Annotated in this window: 10 protein-coding genes; 5 read left to right on the top strand and 5 right to left on the bottom strand. The window is 52.3% G+C overall.

The window, feature by feature from the left end; genetic code table 11:
* Window positions 1-170: 170 nt before the first annotated feature.
* The 5 genes from DQM29_RS03135 to DQM29_RS03115 all read right to left on the bottom strand — a co-directional run bounded on the left by DQM29_RS03135 (window position 171) and on the right by DQM29_RS03115 (window position 6267).
* Complete coding sequence (locus DQM29_RS03135) at window positions 171-2846, bottom strand: autotransporter outer membrane beta-barrel domain-containing protein (protein WP_172622629.1); 2676 nt, start codon at window positions 2844-2846, stop codon at window positions 171-173.
* Between the two features lie 442 nt (window positions 2847-3288).
* A complete protein-coding gene (locus tag DQM29_RS03130) occupies window positions 3289-3582 on the bottom strand; it encodes a DUF3861 domain-containing protein (RefSeq protein WP_111739267.1) in 294 nt (97 codons plus the stop codon).
* A gap of 74 nt (window positions 3583-3656) precedes the next feature.
* Window positions 3657-3863, bottom strand: coding sequence for a hypothetical protein (locus DQM29_RS03125; RefSeq protein ID WP_111739266.1), 207 nt, complete (start codon window positions 3861-3863; stop codon window positions 3657-3659).
* Window positions 3864-4214: 351 nt separating this feature from the next.
* Window positions 4215-5594 carry a Cu(+)/Ag(+) sensor histidine kinase gene (locus DQM29_RS03120; protein WP_111739265.1) on the bottom strand — a complete coding sequence of 460 codons (1380 nt, stop codon included), beginning with the start codon at window positions 5592-5594 and terminating at the stop codon, window positions 4215-4217.
* Window positions 5584-6267: a copper/silver response regulator transcription factor gene (locus DQM29_RS03115; protein ID WP_111739264.1), complete on the bottom strand. Its 684-nt coding sequence runs from the start codon at window positions 6265-6267 to the stop codon at window positions 5584-5586. The genes DQM29_RS03120 and DQM29_RS03115 overlap by 11 nt, the downstream gene beginning before the upstream one ends.
* Before the next feature lie 221 nt (window positions 6268-6488).
* Between DQM29_RS03115 and DQM29_RS03110 the strand changes: the two genes are divergently transcribed.
* From DQM29_RS03110 to DQM29_RS03090, 5 genes are all read left to right on the top strand, one after another.
* Complete coding sequence (locus DQM29_RS03110) at window positions 6489-7871, top strand: Cu(I)/Ag(I) efflux RND transporter outer membrane protein (protein ID WP_111739263.1); 1383 nt, start codon at window positions 6489-6491, stop codon at window positions 7869-7871.
* Between the two features lie 49 nt (window positions 7872-7920).
* Window positions 7921-8271: a copper-binding protein gene (locus tag DQM29_RS03105; RefSeq protein WP_111739262.1), complete on the top strand. Its 351-nt coding sequence runs from the start codon at window positions 7921-7923 to the stop codon at window positions 8269-8271.
* Window positions 8272-8334: 63 nt separating this feature from the next.
* Window positions 8335-9633 (top strand): efflux RND transporter periplasmic adaptor subunit, encoded by a 1299-nt coding sequence (locus DQM29_RS03100; RefSeq protein ID WP_111739261.1) that lies wholly within the window; start codon window positions 8335-8337, stop codon window positions 9631-9633.
* 1 nt (window position 9634) lies between these two features.
* The gene (locus DQM29_RS03095; RefSeq protein WP_111739260.1) at window positions 9635-12772 is read left to right on the top strand and encodes a CusA/CzcA family heavy metal efflux RND transporter; all 3138 of its coding nucleotides are present in this window, start codon (window positions 9635-9637) and stop codon (window positions 12770-12772) included.
* A 359-nt stretch (window positions 12773-13131) separates the two neighbouring features.
* A complete protein-coding gene (locus DQM29_RS03090) occupies window positions 13132-15282 on the top strand; it encodes a carbon starvation CstA family protein (protein ID WP_111739259.1) in 2151 nt (716 codons plus the stop codon).
* Window positions 15283-15538 lie beyond the last annotated feature (256 nt).

Genomic DNA, 15538 nt, shown 5'->3' with positions numbered 1-15538 from the left:
CGCGCTCAACTTTACCGGCGGGTACTGGCTTTTTTCTGCCTTATCCTGCTGGCCACTGTTGTACACCACACAGTGATATATTTTTCAACGGTGGGATAGCGGACATTTAGTTAAAGCGATAAAAATAAAAAAGGCCGGCAAAAGCCGGCCTAATCGTTCGGTATATAGCGCTAGAAGCTGTACTTCACGCCCAGCATTGCTGAGGTGTCGCTGTATCCTTCATCGCCAATCTGCTGAGCAACGTTGCCCCACAGGTTAAGACGCTTAGACATTTGCCCCTCAACGCCGACTTTCACTTCACCAATATTCTTGGTGCCGCGCATCTCATCCTTCACGCCCGCCATTTTCACGCCGTAGTCGCGCGTATTGTGGATCCAGTTCGCCTCAATGAACGGCTGGAACTCGCGGTCTTTACCTTCATCCACAGCGCTGTGTCCCTTCATATAGGCGCGAACGCCCAGACGAGTCATCAGATTGCCGTCGGTTTCATCGCTGACCTTAACGCGCTGCCCGTCGACACCGGCATGCTCGTAGTGATCCTTCGCCGTCACGCCCATCCAAATGACCTGCGCTTTAGGCTGGATCCAGTAGCTTTTCTGCTGGTTTTCACCCACTTTAAAGCTATAGCCGCTCTCGATAGAGGCCGTCACGCCGCGAGACTTATATTTCTCTTCTGCACGCTCTTCGCCCATCACCTTATTGTCAAAGCGGCTGTACAGTACCCAGCTGTCGACATAGGCGCCGGTTTTATCCGCCTGATTGGCATACCAAGTGCCGTAAAGGCCTGCGCTATATCCCGTTACCTGACCGCGAGAATCGCGATCGCTCACGCGAGAAATGGTCTTGCTGCGGTCATTACCGTAGCCCACCATGGCACCGAGGTGCCAGCGGTCTAAGCCGTCAGTGCTCCACTGGGCTAAATCACCACCCAACTGCAACACATAGCGATTGCTCTTGGTTTTCAGCTGATCGCTGCTGTCCCGGAAACGAGTGTGTCCGCCAACATTACGCATCCACATGCTGGTGACTTTTTGTTCACCTGTCAGCACGTCAGTGTACTGGGTTTCCCCTAAGCGATCGTGCAGACGAGTCAAAAACATGCTGTTCGCTGCATAGTTATTGGCCAAATAGCTGCCGAACTCAGGACGAAGCACACTTTCACCGCCTGGCTCACTAGGTGTACCGGGCTCGCCTGGCTCACCGGGTTCCCCTGGGCCACCCGGGTCGATAGGCGTAACTTTGCTGGTTAAATACCAGTTTTCATTGGCTGCGCCTTTTGCCACGGTATAGTCATAGGCGCCAGCAACGATACGACCCTGCTGTTCAAAGGTACCAACAGACGTTCCCTGAACCTCAACGATCTTAATGCCTTCAATCGTTTCGCCCCCGGTTCCGCCAACGTTTACAATCGCCACTTTCGTGGTGCCGGCTTCTACGTCGCCTTTAACAACTAACATGTCCGTTAAAGAGTTATCGCCACCCAACACAGTATTCAGCGACAGCACGCCGCCGCTGCCCGTATAGTTGCCTTCAACGGTCAGCGTTTTAGGCGTAAACGCACCGCCTGCCGCGACAGGGCTATAGGCCAGCGTTGCGCCGTTAGCTAGAGTCAGATTAGACAGGACTGAATCACCGCTCATGTTCCAGACGCTCTGGCCGCCGTCAATAGCCAGATCCAGCGTGCCGGGCGTTGCTCCCAGCTGAGTGATACCGTTAAAGCGAGAACCGTCAGTCATTGCGATATTAATAGCGCCGCCGCCGGAAGCCAGCATATTGCCGTCAACGGTATATTTAGCGGCTCTGCCGGTAATCATGCTGCCTGCACCGCTTACGTAGAATGCATCACCGGCATCAACATCAACCTTTCCACCCGTTAGCGCAATCGTACCGGCAGAAGAGGCGACAACCCCAGAAGAGTCTTCACTTCCGCCTCTCAAAGTGACATTCGCCGTTCCGGCAAAATCAATCGCTCCACCGCTGGCAAACAGGCCATACAGCGCCGCAGATGAGTTATTGGTCGTATTCTGGATAGTCACTTCTGACTGTGACGTCACCTTAGAGTTTTTCACGTGGGCCAGAATCCCTGCGGTTCCTGAGCCACCGTTAAGCATCTCAATGGAAGTTGTGCCTTCTAAAGAAACCTCACCGCCCGTGACCGCCATCCCGTTGCTGGGAACCAGCCCCTGAGCGCGGATACCGTACATTGTCGCGCCAGTCTCGGTGCTCATATTAATAGAGAGCCCGTCTTTGGTGACAAATTTGGCTCCCGGCAAATAGGCATACAGCCCCACAGAACTCTGTCCTGCTTTTGTCAGAATAACCTGAGTGTTTTCATTAAGCGTTGCCGTCATGTTAGGGATCAGGTACGCCGTGGTATAAGGGCCAGCCTCAATATCTACACCGATCAGTTGAGTGGTACCGTTACCGTTAACGGTAAATGTAGATCCCGCACCAAAGCTGGCGCTCACCGTATCATTGCCGGCAGGTCCTACTGTGACTGTACCGTTTTTGAGTCGAACTGCGGATACTGAACTCGCACTTGCACCGCTTTCTACGTTAACCGTTACGGTCGTTTTTCCCAGCGACATAATGCTGTTGAATACGCTGATCGCACCGCGATAGTAAGAACTAGCGCTTGTTAGTTTATAGTCAACGTTAACGTCACCTGCATAGTTGAAGGTGTTGTTATCGATTAATCCAATAGCAAATACGTTCTCTGTATTCACTTCACCATTGTGTGCCGTTAGCGTTGCCAGATCTTCTACTGTAGTAGTAGCAGGCGCGGCATAACCTGCGCTGCTCAAGGCAACGCATATACTTAGAGAAAGCAGATTTATTTTTTTCATCGAAGTATCCATTCTATATAATAACATTCCGTTATTAAGCTATTTGATTGGCAATGAATATAGCCACACGCATAGGATACCTAAAAAATAGAGTATTTCAAATGAGTGTCTTTAATTATAAATAGAAAATAATACTTTATTTTTTCTTATATTAAATGAAATTGAAAGTGTGGGCACTAAAATAAATCAAATAATAAGAATAATATTCTTAATTATTTAAATAAAAAGAATATAAATCTAAAAAATGATAATTTTTAGACACTCATATAATAAAGAACTAAAAAAGAATGAGTCGTATTTCATGAATAACACAGTATTCATCATATTAATAATACGTTGCTTTCACAACAATATTAAATAAGAAAAATAGCTACACGCTCGCTTCCAGATAGAAAAAAGAGCCACGCCAGGCTCCTTCATCATAAGGTGAAACACCCGTGGATTACTCTCTAATACCCTTTTTTAAACCCATCATAAACGACTTAAAGCTGTCCTTCAGCGGCTCGAAAAGCCAGTGCTTGCGGTGCTTCATCATCACTTCAGAAAACAGCTTAAGTCCGACAGTAAACTCAAGGGTGGTCTGTTCATCAAAGCCAATGTCTTCACGAGTTTTCAGCATATTGACGATCTTAATAATATCGTCGTGGTTCTCAACCTCAAACGTCACAGGGCTCTCTACGGATTCACCGCTGTCATTCAGTGGTTCTAACGTCACGCGGTACTTATGGCTAGGCATAGTCATCTCCTTATCTCAGGCTGTGTCTTGCCCGATTATATTGGGATTTTACCCGCTAGCCCCCGCTTTCTGTGCTACCGGAGAGAATGTTCCCTCAGTACCTGCCCCCAAGACTTTGCGTTTTTCTCTACCGTAACTCGATAGGCGCCTACCGGGGACTCAGCAGTAAACACTACGCTGCCGTCCTCCTGCCACTCAATATTGAAGTTCAATGCGCTATCGCTCAGAACGCTGGTCAGCGTTTCTTTTATATCACTGGGAATTTCACTTACATATTGCATAATCGACTCCTTTTTTATAACAGCAGACGTTATTGACGATATGAATATAAATAGAGGCTCAAAAACATACCGCAGCCTGCTTTTTATATTTCTTTTTAATACTTCTCTTTAATAAAGATACAAGACAAAAATAGGATTAGAGAATGCGAGGAGATAATAGTAATTTTTCAAATAATCTCTTCACATCATAAAACAGCGGCATAATAGCACAGCCATCTTACCTATTGATTTTATTTATAAAAATCATAAGTCATATAAAAACCAAAAAGAAATAATCAGAAATAACCGACGTCAAACACATTCAAAATAAAGTCATCAGCATTCTCATGGAAAATAGAACTGGCAGCTATTCTATTCCTTAGGAAATATCAGACTAAAACGCGTTATTTGCTCATCCGAACTGACTGAAACCCGCCCTCGATGCGCTTCTACTATTGACTTTACAATAGCCAACCCGATACCACTGCCCTCTCCCTTTCTCTGGCGAGAGCGGTCAACGCGGTAAAATCGGTCAAACAGATGAGGCAAATGTTCCGCAGGAATACCTACCCCCGGATTGCTGATAGAAAGGCTCACTTCGGCTCCCATCTGGGAAAGCGCGACCGTTACTGTTTCCCCTATTGGGGTATACCTGATTGCATTAGACAATAGATTACTTACCGCCCTTCTTAGCATGGGTGCATCACCGCGAATAGTGGGAACATCCCCCTTCAAGTCGAGCTGCACTCCTTTCTCTTCTGCCCAAGCCTCAAAGAAATCAAACACCTTTTCTATTTCTGTCCGCAGGTTTACGCTGCCGGTGTCCGTCACCACCTGATGATTATCCACTTGGGAAAGAAACAGCATATCCCCCACCATGTTGGCCATGCGCTCGTATTCTTCAAGGTTGGAATAAAGCAGTTCCTGATATTCCTGAGTTGAACGCGGATGGTTGAGAATAAACTGCGTCTGCGTCACTAGATTGGTGATCGGCGTCCTCATTTCGTGGGCAATATCGGCAGAAAAGTTAGACTGCCGCTTAAACACGTCCTCAATTCTTTCCAGCATCACGTTAAACGACACCACCAGCTGCCTTAGTTCAACGGGAACGTCTTCCGGCATCAGACGGGTATTCAGGTTGTCAGACGTAATGCTGGCGACCTTTTTACTAACTTTACGTAGGGGTGAGTGTCCCTGATACACCGCCAGCTGTACCACCAGCACAATAATCAAACAGATTACCAGCGCGGCGACGACCAAATCCGACTTCAGTCGATAAATATAGTGCAGGTGAAAGTCGGTAGACATCGCCACAATCAGCGTGTACGACACGGGCCTACCGTCAACATAGACCGATATTGGAGAAACCAGCGCCCGATAGTGATTCTTTTCGTAGAGCGGGCCGCTTTGGCCGTCGTCAATGACGTCGTCGATCGCTGGGCTGTCGTCAGACGTAAACAACGTTTTCCCCGCCTCGTCTTGCAGGTAGATAAACAGGTTGCTCTTCTCAAACTCACTCTTTGTCAACGCGCCGACGATCCCGTCCGAGTTTTTGCCTCTGCTGCTGATATGCCCACTAATCGAAGCGCTGTACGCCTTCAGGTCGTTAATGTCCTGTTCTTCAAAATGCTTTTCCACCGAATAAATCATAATCACGCTAAAGGTGAGAAAGGCGGCAATAGCCGTTAGGCTCATAAAACCCACCAGGCGGCAGGAGAGCGACAGTGTCCGGGGGAAGAGCCTAATCGTCATTCTGTTCCTCGAATATGTAACCCACGCCCCTAACCGTATGTATCAGCTTAGGTTCAAAATCGTCGTCAATCTTGGAACGAAGCCGCTTGATGGCGACATCAATCACGTTAGTATCGCTGTCAAAGTTCATATCCCATACCTGAGAGGCAATCAGCGAGCGGGGCAGAGCCTCCCCTTGATGGCGTACAAAAAATTCCAGCAGTGAGAACTCTTTACTGGTGAGGTTGATCCGCTTTCCGGCGCGCGTTACGCGCCGCTTGATAAGGTCGATAATCAAATCCGACACCTGAAAGTGGCTCTCAACAATGGCTGTCGCCCCTCTGCGCAGCAGCGTTCTCACTCGAGCCAGCAGTTCAGCAAAGGCGAAGGGTTTCACCAGATAGTCGTCCGCCCCCAGCTCCAGACCTTTAACGCGGTGATCCACGTTGCCCAGCGCCGTCAGCAGCAGGATCGGTACTCCCTTTCCTGCCGCTCTCAGCGACTTAACGATAGTCCAGCCGTCAATATCCGGCAGCATGATATCCAGTACCACTAGGTCATAGTCGTGAGTCATCGCCAGGTGATAGCCGTTCATGCCGTTATCGGCGAGATCCACCACGAAGCCGGACTCCGTCAGGCTTTTGCTGAGGTACTCTCCCGTTTTCGCTTCATCTTCAATCACCAACAGCTTCACGCTACCCCCTACGCAATATGCCAATGACAGGGATTCTACCCGATAATTTTCCCATGAAACAAAAATGACAAAATTGTCATCTAGCCGTCATCTACCCAACAGAGGCCGTTTTATAGACTAGCCCCACGGTTTAAATCGCGCGATATCCAACGCCTTCAGTCATCGCTTTTATCGCACTCTTTTTATTTATCACTGCTATTTATTGGATCGGTTGCCAGCCCATGTTCAAAACAAAACTTGCTGCCTTTATCACTCTACTCGCGCTTAGCGGATGCGCTTCTCTCGAGCCGGACTACCGTCGACCAGACATGCCCGTGCCGCAGCAGTTTTCAGCAAGTCAGAACGCGCTGGTAAACCAAACCGGTACGCCGGGAGCAGGCTGGCAAACGTTCTTTACCGATCCTCAGCTAAAGCAAATCCTTTCCGGTGCGTTAATTCACAACCGCGATCTGCAAACCGCCGTTCTTAACGTTCAGGAGGCGGCACAGAAGTATCGAGTCACCAATGCGGATCGCTATCCTCAGCTTGGCTCGTCGTACAGCACGACTTACAGCGGCGGTCTGAAGGGCAGCTCATCCACCGACAGCGAATTCAACGTCGGTCTGAATCTCAGCTATGAACTGGATCTGTTCGGCAAGCTGAAAAATATGAGTGAAGCCGAGCGACAAAGCTTTTTAGCCACACAGCAGGCTCAGCGCGCCGCCTATCTGCTCGTCATCTCACAGGTCGCCCAGAACTACCTTAACAGCCAGCTCATTCAGCAGCAGCTGCGCATCGCGAAAAGCGCGCTTGCCAACTATCGCAGATCCTACCTGCTGATTGAGCAGCGCAGCCTAATGGGCAAATCAACGCTGCTGGAGCTGGAGCAGGCGAAAGGGCTGATGGAATCGGCACAAAACGACGTCGCAAAAAGGGAAGGCGATCTGGCTCTCGCCCTCAATGCCCTGCGGCTCAGCGTGGGCAACTTCTCTTTACCTGAAGCCAGCGCAGGCGATCTCAGCGCCTACCCGGTCGGCGTCAAACTTCCATCCCCGCTGTCTTCCGACATTTTGCTACAGCGCCCAGACATCATTGAGGCAGAGCACCAGCTGCTGGCGGCTAATGCCAACATAGGCGCAGCCAGAGCCGCCTTCTTCCCTTCAGTCTCTTTAACCGGAGGGCTAACCGGCGCCAGCACGGAGCTGTCCAGCCTGTTCAACGCAGCCAGCGGTGCGTGGAGCTTTATCCCCAAAATTGAGCTGCCTATTTTTACCGGCGGAAAAAACCGAGCCAATCTGGCCATCGCCGAAATTAGAAATGATATCGCCATCGTTAACTATGAGCAGAAGATCCAGACCGCGTTTAAAGAAGTCGCTGATGCGCTGGCACAAAGAGAGAGCCTGCAAAAACGCCTCAATGCCCAGCGTCGCTACCTGAACACGCTGCAAACCACGTCACTGCGCGCAAACCGACTGTATGCCAGCGGCGCGGCGAACTATTTGGACGTGTTGGACGCAGAACGTTCGCTGTTTTCTGCCCGCCAGGATCTGGCTGACCTGCAGTACCAGACACAGCTCAATGAAATCAACCTGTTTATCGCCCTAGGCGGCGGCTGGGTGAACTAGCCAATCCCTTTCTAAAGGTTTTACTTTCAATAAAATAAGGACAACTGTCATGAAAAATATTATCAGCATCATTGTTTTTACACTGTTTTCCAGCGGTGCCGCTTTTGCCAGCGATCCCCATGCAGGCCATGGAACGATGCCTCAGGCAGAACAGGCTGGGCAGCAGAGCGAACAGGTCATCAGCACCCAGGGAGAGGTGAAAGGTATTGATGCCGACGCCAAAAAGCTGACCGTTGCTCACGAGCCTATTCCCTCTCTCGGCTGGCCCGCGATGACCATGCGCTTTACCTATGAGGACCCGGCAACAGTCAAAGACATTAAGGTCGGTGATAAAGTCAAACTCGACTTTATTCAGCGGGGTCCGCTGTCTCACATCGTAAGCGTTTCTGCTATTCAATAACCGCCTTTAGGCTCAGTGGTTACGCCACTGAGCCTGAGCTATCGCAGCCAGACAGGAAATAACATGGCCTCCTTCAAGATAAAAAACGCGGCGCCGATCGTCGTCAGTTTATTCGTTGGCGGAGCCGTCTCCGTCGGCCTCTATCACGCCTTCTTCACGGCTGAAAGCGCCCCCTCAGCTCAGGTTGCACAGGCACAGGAAAAGAAAGTGCTTTTCTGGTACGACCCCATGTACCCCAACACCAAGTTTGACAAACCGGGTAAGTCTCCTTTTATGGATATGGATCTGGTGCCGAAATACGCTGACGAGGAAATCGCCGACGGTGAGCAGAAGCCGGGGATTGTTATCGACCCCACTCAGACGCAAAACCTCGGGCTGAAAACCGAGAAAGTTCGCCGAGGCAAACTCGACTATTCACTGACCATCCCCGCCAGTCTGAGCTTTAACGAATATCAGTACACCGTCGTTCAGGCCAGAGCCGAAGGCTTTATCGAAAAGGTTTACCCGCTGACCATTGGCGATCGGGTTGCTAAGGGCGACCCGCTGATTGAAGTAACCATCCCGGAATGGGTTGAAGCACAGAGCGAGTATCTGCTGCTGATAACCACCGGTGCCCCCAGCGCACAGATTAACGGCGTTCTGGAGCGCCTGCGCCTTGCCGGCATGTCGGAAGAAGATATTGCCCGCCTGAAAAAAACCAAAAGGGCCCAAACCCGATTTCAAATCAAAGCGCCAATTGACGGCGTGATTACTGCCTTCGACCTGCGTAACGGCATGAATATTTCCAAAGACAAGATCGTCGCCCAGATTCAAGGAGTCGATCCTATTTGGCTCAACGCCGCCGTGCCGGAATCTGTCGCCTATCTGATAAAAGACGCGTCACAGTTTCAGGCGTCCATCCCTGCCTATCCAGAGAAACGCTTTCGCATTGAGAAATGGACGTTGCTTCCCAGCGTCGATCCGGCAACCCGCTCACTACAGGTGCGCATCCAGCTCGACAATCGCGATGAAAGCCTAAAGCCCGGCATGAATGCCTACCTCGCCCTCAGTGCACAAAGTCCGGAAATGCTGCTTATTCCTTCACGCGCGGTCATCGACTCTGGCAGTGAACAGCGGGTGATTACCCTCGATAGCGAAGGCCGCTTCGTGCCCAAGGCGATCCGTATTTTTCATGAGTCCAATGAGCTAACTGCCGTTTCTGACGGGCTGTCAGAGAATGAGGCTGTCGTCACCAGCGGGCTGTTCCTTATTGACTCTGAGGCTAATATTTCCGGCGCGCTGGACAAAATGAGAGCGCAGAACAGCGCCGAGGCGCCTTCTGGATCCCACGGCGGCGAGCGCCCAGAACATCAAGGCCACTAACATGATTGAATGGATTATTCGCCGCTGCGTCGCCAACCGCTTTCTGGTGCTGATGGGCATACTGTTTCTCGGCGTCTGGGGTTCGTGGACCATCGTCAACACTCCGGTAGACGCCCTGCCCGATCTGTCCGACGTACAGGTGATCGTTAAAACCAGCTATCCCGGCCAGGCGCCGCAGCTGGTAGAAAACCAGGTTACCTACCCCATCACGACAACAATGCTGTCCGTGCCTGGAGCCAAAACGGTACGCGGCTTCTCTTCATTCGGTGATTCATATGTGTATGTGATTTTTGAGGACGGCACTGACCTCTACTGGGCCAGATCCCGTGTTCTCGAATACCTTAATCAGGTTCAGGGCAAGCTGCCACAGGGAGTCACTTCAGAAATTGGCCCCGATGCCACCGGCGTCGGCTGGATTTTCGAATACGCTCTCGTCGACCGCACCGGCAAGCACGATCTGGTCGAGCTGCGATCGCTACAGGACTGGTTTTTAAAGTTTGAGCTGAAAACGATTCCTAACGTCGCCGAAGTGGCCTCTGTAGGCGGCGTAGTAAAGCAGTATCAGATTATCGTGAATCCACACCGACTGGCCCAGTACGGCGTAACGCTGCCGGACATTAAGCAAGCCGTCAGCACCGCTAACCAAGAGGCGGGCGGCGCATCCGTTGAAATGGCCGAGGCTGAGTATATGGTCAGAGCCAGTGGCTATTTGCAGTCGCTGGACGACTTTAACCACATAGTGCTGAAAAGCGATGAAAAAGGCGTCCCCGTTTACCTACAGGACGTCGCCAGAGTGCAAGTTGGGCCAGAAATGCGGCGCGGAATCGCCGAACTTAACGGTGAAGGTGAAGTGGCGGGCGGCGTTATCCTGCTGCGTTCCGGAGAGAACGCCCGTCAGGTGATTGACGCCGTCAAGGCTAAGCTGGAAGCTCTAAAGTCTAGCCTGCCTGAAGGGGTCGAGATTGTTACTACCTACGATCGCAGCCAGCTGATTGACCGAGCGATCGATAACCTGACCTATAAGCTGCTGGAAGAGTTTCTGGTGGTTGCACTGGTTTGTGCCCTGTTTCTGTGGCACGTCCGCTCGGCGCTGGTCGCGATAATCTCTCTGCCTCTGGGCCTGTGTATTGCCTTTATCGTCATGCGCTTTCAGGGGCTCAATGCCAACATCATGTCCCTTGGAGGAATTGCCATTGCCATCGGCGCCATGGTGGACGCCGCTATCGTCATGATCGAGAACGCCCATAAAAAAATCGAGAAGTGGGAGCACGACCACCCTGAACAGCCTCTTCAAGGCGCCGAGCGCTGGCGGGTTATTACTGATGCATCCGTTGAGGTAGGGCCTGCGCTGTTTATCAGTCTGCTGATTATTACGCTGTCGTTTATCCCGGTGTTTACGCTAGAGGGGCAAGAGAGGCGCCTTTTCGGACCTCTGGCGTTTACCAAAACCTACGCCATGGCGGGTGCGGCGGCGCTGGCTATCATGGCCGTTCCAGTATTAATGGGCTATTGGATCAGGGGAAAAATCCCCGCCGAGTCCCGCAATCCGCTTAACCGACTGCTGATCAAAGGCTATCACCCTTTTCTGCTGGCCGTGCTGCACCGCCCCAGAACGACGCTGGTTATCGCCCTGCTCTCTCTGGCAACCATCGCTTGGCCTCTGGGAAAAATAGGCGGGGAATTTTTGCCCAGCATCGACGAAGGCGACCTGCTGTACATGCCCTCAACGCTACCGGGCATCTCTGCCTCTCAGTCCGCCGCGCTGCTGCAAACCACCGATAAGCTAATAAAAACCGTTCCGGAAGTGGATACCGTATTCGGTAAGGTCGGCAAAGCGGAAACTGCGACCGACTCCGCGCCGATGGAAATGATTGAAACGACCATCCGACTAAAGCCTAAAAGCGAGTGGCGGCCGGGCATGACGATTGAGAAAATCATTGACGAGCTTGACGCCACAGTTCGCCTGCCCGGCCTTGCCAACCTGTGGATCCCGCCAATCCGTAACCGCATCGACATGCTGTCTACCGGCGTGAAAAGCCCTATTGGTATCAAGGTGTCAGGCACTAGCCTAAAGGACATCGACGAAGCGGCGAGACAGATTGAAAGTCTGGTTAAACAGGTGCCGGGCGTTACCTCAGCGCTGGCGGAAAGGCTGGAGGGCGGTCGCTATATCGACGTTGATATCAAGCGACAGCAGGCCGCCCGCTACGGCATGAGCGTTGCCGACGTTCAGCTCTTCATCTCTTCTGCCGTAGGGGGCGCCATGATCGGCGACACCGTAGAAGGAATAGCCCGCTATCCCATTAACGTGCGCTATCCGCAAAGCTTTCGCGATAGCCCTCAGGCGCTCCGCCAGCTGCCAATACTGACACCGTCGAAGCAGCAGATTACCCTTGGAGACGTGGCTGACGTTCGCGTAGTCTCCGGCCCGCCGATGTTAAAAACCGAGAACGCCCGCCCGGCAAGCTGGATCTATATCGACGCCCGCGACAGAGATATGGTGTCTGTAGTCAACGATATGCGCACTCTCATTCAGCAAGAGATAAAGCTCAAGCCCGGCACCAGTGTCTCTTTCACCGGTCAGTTTGAGCTACTGGAAAGGGCTAATCAGAAGCTGAAGCTGATGGTGCCCACAACGCTGGTGATTATCTTTGTGCTGCTGTATCTCGCCTTCCGGCGGTTTGGCGAAGCGCTGTTGATCATTACCAGCATTCCGTTTGCCCTGACGGGCGGCATTTGGTTTCTTTACGCAATGGGCTTTAATTTCTCTGTCGCTACCGGCACCGGCTTTATCGCCCTCGCCGGGCTGGCGGCCGAGTTCGGCGTCGTAATGCTGATGTACCTGCGCCACGCCATTGAAGAACACCCCGAGCTTGAGAACCCGTCAACCTTTAGTGAAAGCGCGCTGGACGACGCGCTGTATCACGGCGCCGTACTGCGGGTTCGTCCCAAGGCGATGACGGTAGCGACCATCGTCGCCGGGCTATTGCCGATCCTGTGGGGAAGCGGCGCCGGTTCCGAAGTGATGAGTCGTATCGCTGCTCCGATGATTGGCGGCATGATCACTGCGCCGCTACTGTCGATGTTCGCAATCCCGGCGGCATACAAGCTGATGTGGATGAAAAAGCACGGGCACTAGCGCCGTCTAAAAAGTAGAAAAGCGCGCCGAACTGAATGGCGCGCTTTTTTCACACAACCAACCGACAAAACACCGCTTAACCTTTCGCAGCATCGAAATAATGTGACTACAGTCACAAAATGCAGCCCGAAATCAGGCGATTTAAACCGCTTGGGCGCCCAAACAACCGCTTAACCTTTTATACCACCGCTTAACCAATTCGCCGCCCTGCCGTAGAGCGATTCCTTCATCATAGCTATCGTGGTCGTAGTCCTCTGGCTGGCCACAGAATCTCTTAACAATCACAAAAAGATTCCCAATATATCGACTGCATACACGCGGCTCCGGCCGTTTGCCTTTGTCTGACAAGTAGGTCTTTTATGAACAAGAACAGCTTTCTTAAGCATGTACCGTGGGTGGTTCTCGGAATCATCGGCGCTTTCTGCCTGGCGGTTGTCGCCCTGCGCAGAGGGGAACACGTAAGCGCACTGTGGATCGTCGTCGCTTCCGTTTCCGTCTATCTGGTAGCCTATCGCTACTACAGTCTCTACATCGCCCAGAAGGTGATGAAGCTTGACGCCACTCGTTCTACCCCCGCCGTCCTTAATAACGACGGCCTGAACTATGTTCCTACCAACCGCTACGTGCTGTTTGGTCACCACTTCGCCGCTATCGCAGGCGCGGGCCCGCTGGTTGGGCCGGTTCTGGCTGCACAGATGGGCTACCTGCCCGGCACGCTGTGGCTGCTGGCGGGCGTTGTGCTGGCGGGTGCGGTACAAGACTTTATGGTGCTGTTTATCTCTTCTCGCCGTAACGGAGCCTCTTTGGGCGAAATGGTGAAAGAAGAGATGGGTCCTGTCCCCGGCACCATTGCCCTATTCGGCTGCTTCCTGATCATGATTATCATCCTTGCCGTACTGGCACTGATTGTGGTCAAGGCGCTGGCAGAAAGCCCATGGGGCGTATTCACCGTGTGCTCCACGGTGCCAATTGCGCTGTTTATGGGTATCTACATGCGATTCCTCCGCCCGGGTCGGGTGGGTGAAGTGTCCGTTATTGGTATTGTTCTGCTGATCGCCTCTATCTACTTCGGCGGCGTTATCGCCCACGACCCGTACTGGGGCCCGGCGCTGACCTTTAAAGATACCACTATCACCTATACCCTGATTGGCTACGCGTTTGTTTCAGCTCTGCTGCCGGTATGGCTGATTCTGGCGCCTCGCGACTATCTGGCAACCTTCCTGAAGATCGGCGTTATCGTTGGTCTGGCCATCGGCATCGTGATCCTGAATCCGGATCTGAAAATGCCAGCGGTCACGCCGTACATTGACGGTACCGGTCCTCTGTGGAAAGGCGCTCTGTTCCCATTCCTGTTCATTACCATCGCCTGTGGCGCAGTGTCTGGCTTCCACGCGCTGATCTCTTCCGGCACCACGCCGAAGCTGTTGGCCTGTGAAACCGACGCTCGCTTTATCGGCTACGGCGCAATGCTGATGGAATCCTTTGTTGCCATCATGGCGCTGGTTGCCGCTTCTATCATTGAACCTGGACTCTACTTCGCCATGAACACGCCACCGGCTGCGCTGGGCATCACCATGCCTAACCTGCACGAGCTGGGCGGCGAGAATGCACCAATGATTATGGCTCAGCTGAAAGACGTTACCGCACAGGCGGCAGCAACGGTCAGCTCTTGGGGCTTCGTGATTTCTCCAGAAGAGATCCTGCAAACGGCGAAGGACATCGGCGAACCGTCCGTTCTGAACCGCGCGGGTGGTGCACCGACGCTGGCAGTAGGTATTGCCCACGTGTTCCACAAGATCATGCCAATGGCTGACATGGGCTTCTGGTACCACTTCGGTATTCTGTTTGAAGCGCTGTTCATCCTGACCGCTCTAGACGCAGGCACCCGCTCTGGCCGCTTTATGCTGCAAGACCTGCTGGGTAACTTCATTCCGTTCCTGAAGAAAACTGACTCTCTGGTTGCCGGCATCGTTGGCACCGCTGGCTGCGTAGGCCTGTGGGGCTACCTGCTGTACCAAGGCGTTGTTGACCCGCTGGGCGGCGTTAAGAGCCTGTGGCCGCTGTTCGGCATCTCTAACCAGATGCTGGCTGCCGTGGCGCTGGTTCTGTGTACCGTCATCCTGATTAAAATGCAGCGCACCAAGTACATCTGGGTTACCGTTGTTCCGGCTGTATGGCTGCTTATCTGTACGACTTGGGCGCTGGGCATGAAGCTGTTTAGCGTCAACCCACAGCTCGAAGGCTTCTTCTACATGGCCAGCGAGTACAAGGCGCGCATCGCCGCCGGTGGTGAATTGACCGCACAGCAGCTTGCTAACATGAACCACATCGTTATCAACAACTACACCAACGCCGGACTGAGTATTCTGTTCCTGGTGGTTGTGTACAGCATCATCTTCTACGGACTGAGTACCTGGCTGAAAGTGCGCAAAAACACTGAGCGCACCGACAAAGAAACGCCGTATGTTCCTGTTCCTAAAGAAGGTATTAAAATCTCTACGAGTCACTAAGTTAGAGTAGGCTCAAAGCCCCGCGCAAGCGGGGCTTTACTCGTAGATAAACCGTATCAATTGACTCAGTGTATATTCCGGCCTAAAAAAAACCTGAGCCAACATAAGCTTTGTGAACGGCCGGAAGAGCGCTTGAATTAGCTTTAGGTGTGCGGCGGGCCTAGCCCTCCTACGGGCCGTTATGAAGCCTTTCGGCTTCACCCTAGCGGGCCAGCGCAAGCGCTGTTCAAACCAGCTTGCGCTAGTTTGTCGTTGG

This window comes from Leminorella richardii (genome assembly GCF_900478135.1).
Lineage (GTDB): Bacteria > Pseudomonadota > Gammaproteobacteria > Enterobacterales > Enterobacteriaceae > Leminorella > Leminorella richardii.
This window is presented reverse-complemented; position numbering and strand designations above follow the sequence as displayed.

What these genes read in the sequence shown, in the direction of transcription:
- DQM29_RS03135 (WP_172622629.1), bottom strand. Translation starts at nt 2,846, where the DNA reads ATGAAAAAAATAAATCTGCTTTCTCTAAGTATATGCGTTGCCTTGAGC.
- DQM29_RS03130 (WP_111739267.1), bottom strand. Translation starts at nt 3,582, where the DNA reads ATGCCTAGCCATAAGTACCGCGTGACGTTAGAACCACTGAATGACAGC.
- DQM29_RS03125 (WP_111739266.1), bottom strand. Translation starts at nt 3,863, where the DNA reads ATGCAATATGTAAGTGAAATTCCCAGTGATATAAAAGAAACGCTGACC.
- DQM29_RS03120 (WP_111739265.1), bottom strand. Translation starts at nt 5,594, where the DNA reads ATGACGATTAGGCTCTTCCCCCGGACACTGTCGCTCTCCTGCCGCCTG.
- DQM29_RS03110 (WP_111739263.1), top strand. Translation starts at nt 6,489, where the DNA reads ATGTTCAAAACAAAACTTGCTGCCTTTATCACTCTACTCGCGCTTAGC.
- DQM29_RS03105 (WP_111739262.1), top strand. Translation starts at nt 7,921, where the DNA reads ATGAAAAATATTATCAGCATCATTGTTTTTACACTGTTTTCCAGCGGT.
- DQM29_RS03100 (WP_111739261.1), top strand. Translation starts at nt 8,335, where the DNA reads ATGGCCTCCTTCAAGATAAAAAACGCGGCGCCGATCGTCGTCAGTTTA.
- DQM29_RS03095 (WP_111739260.1), top strand. Translation starts at nt 9,635, where the DNA reads ATGATTGAATGGATTATTCGCCGCTGCGTCGCCAACCGCTTTCTGGTG.
- DQM29_RS03090 (WP_111739259.1), top strand. Translation starts at nt 13,132, where the DNA reads ATGAACAAGAACAGCTTTCTTAAGCATGTACCGTGGGTGGTTCTCGGA.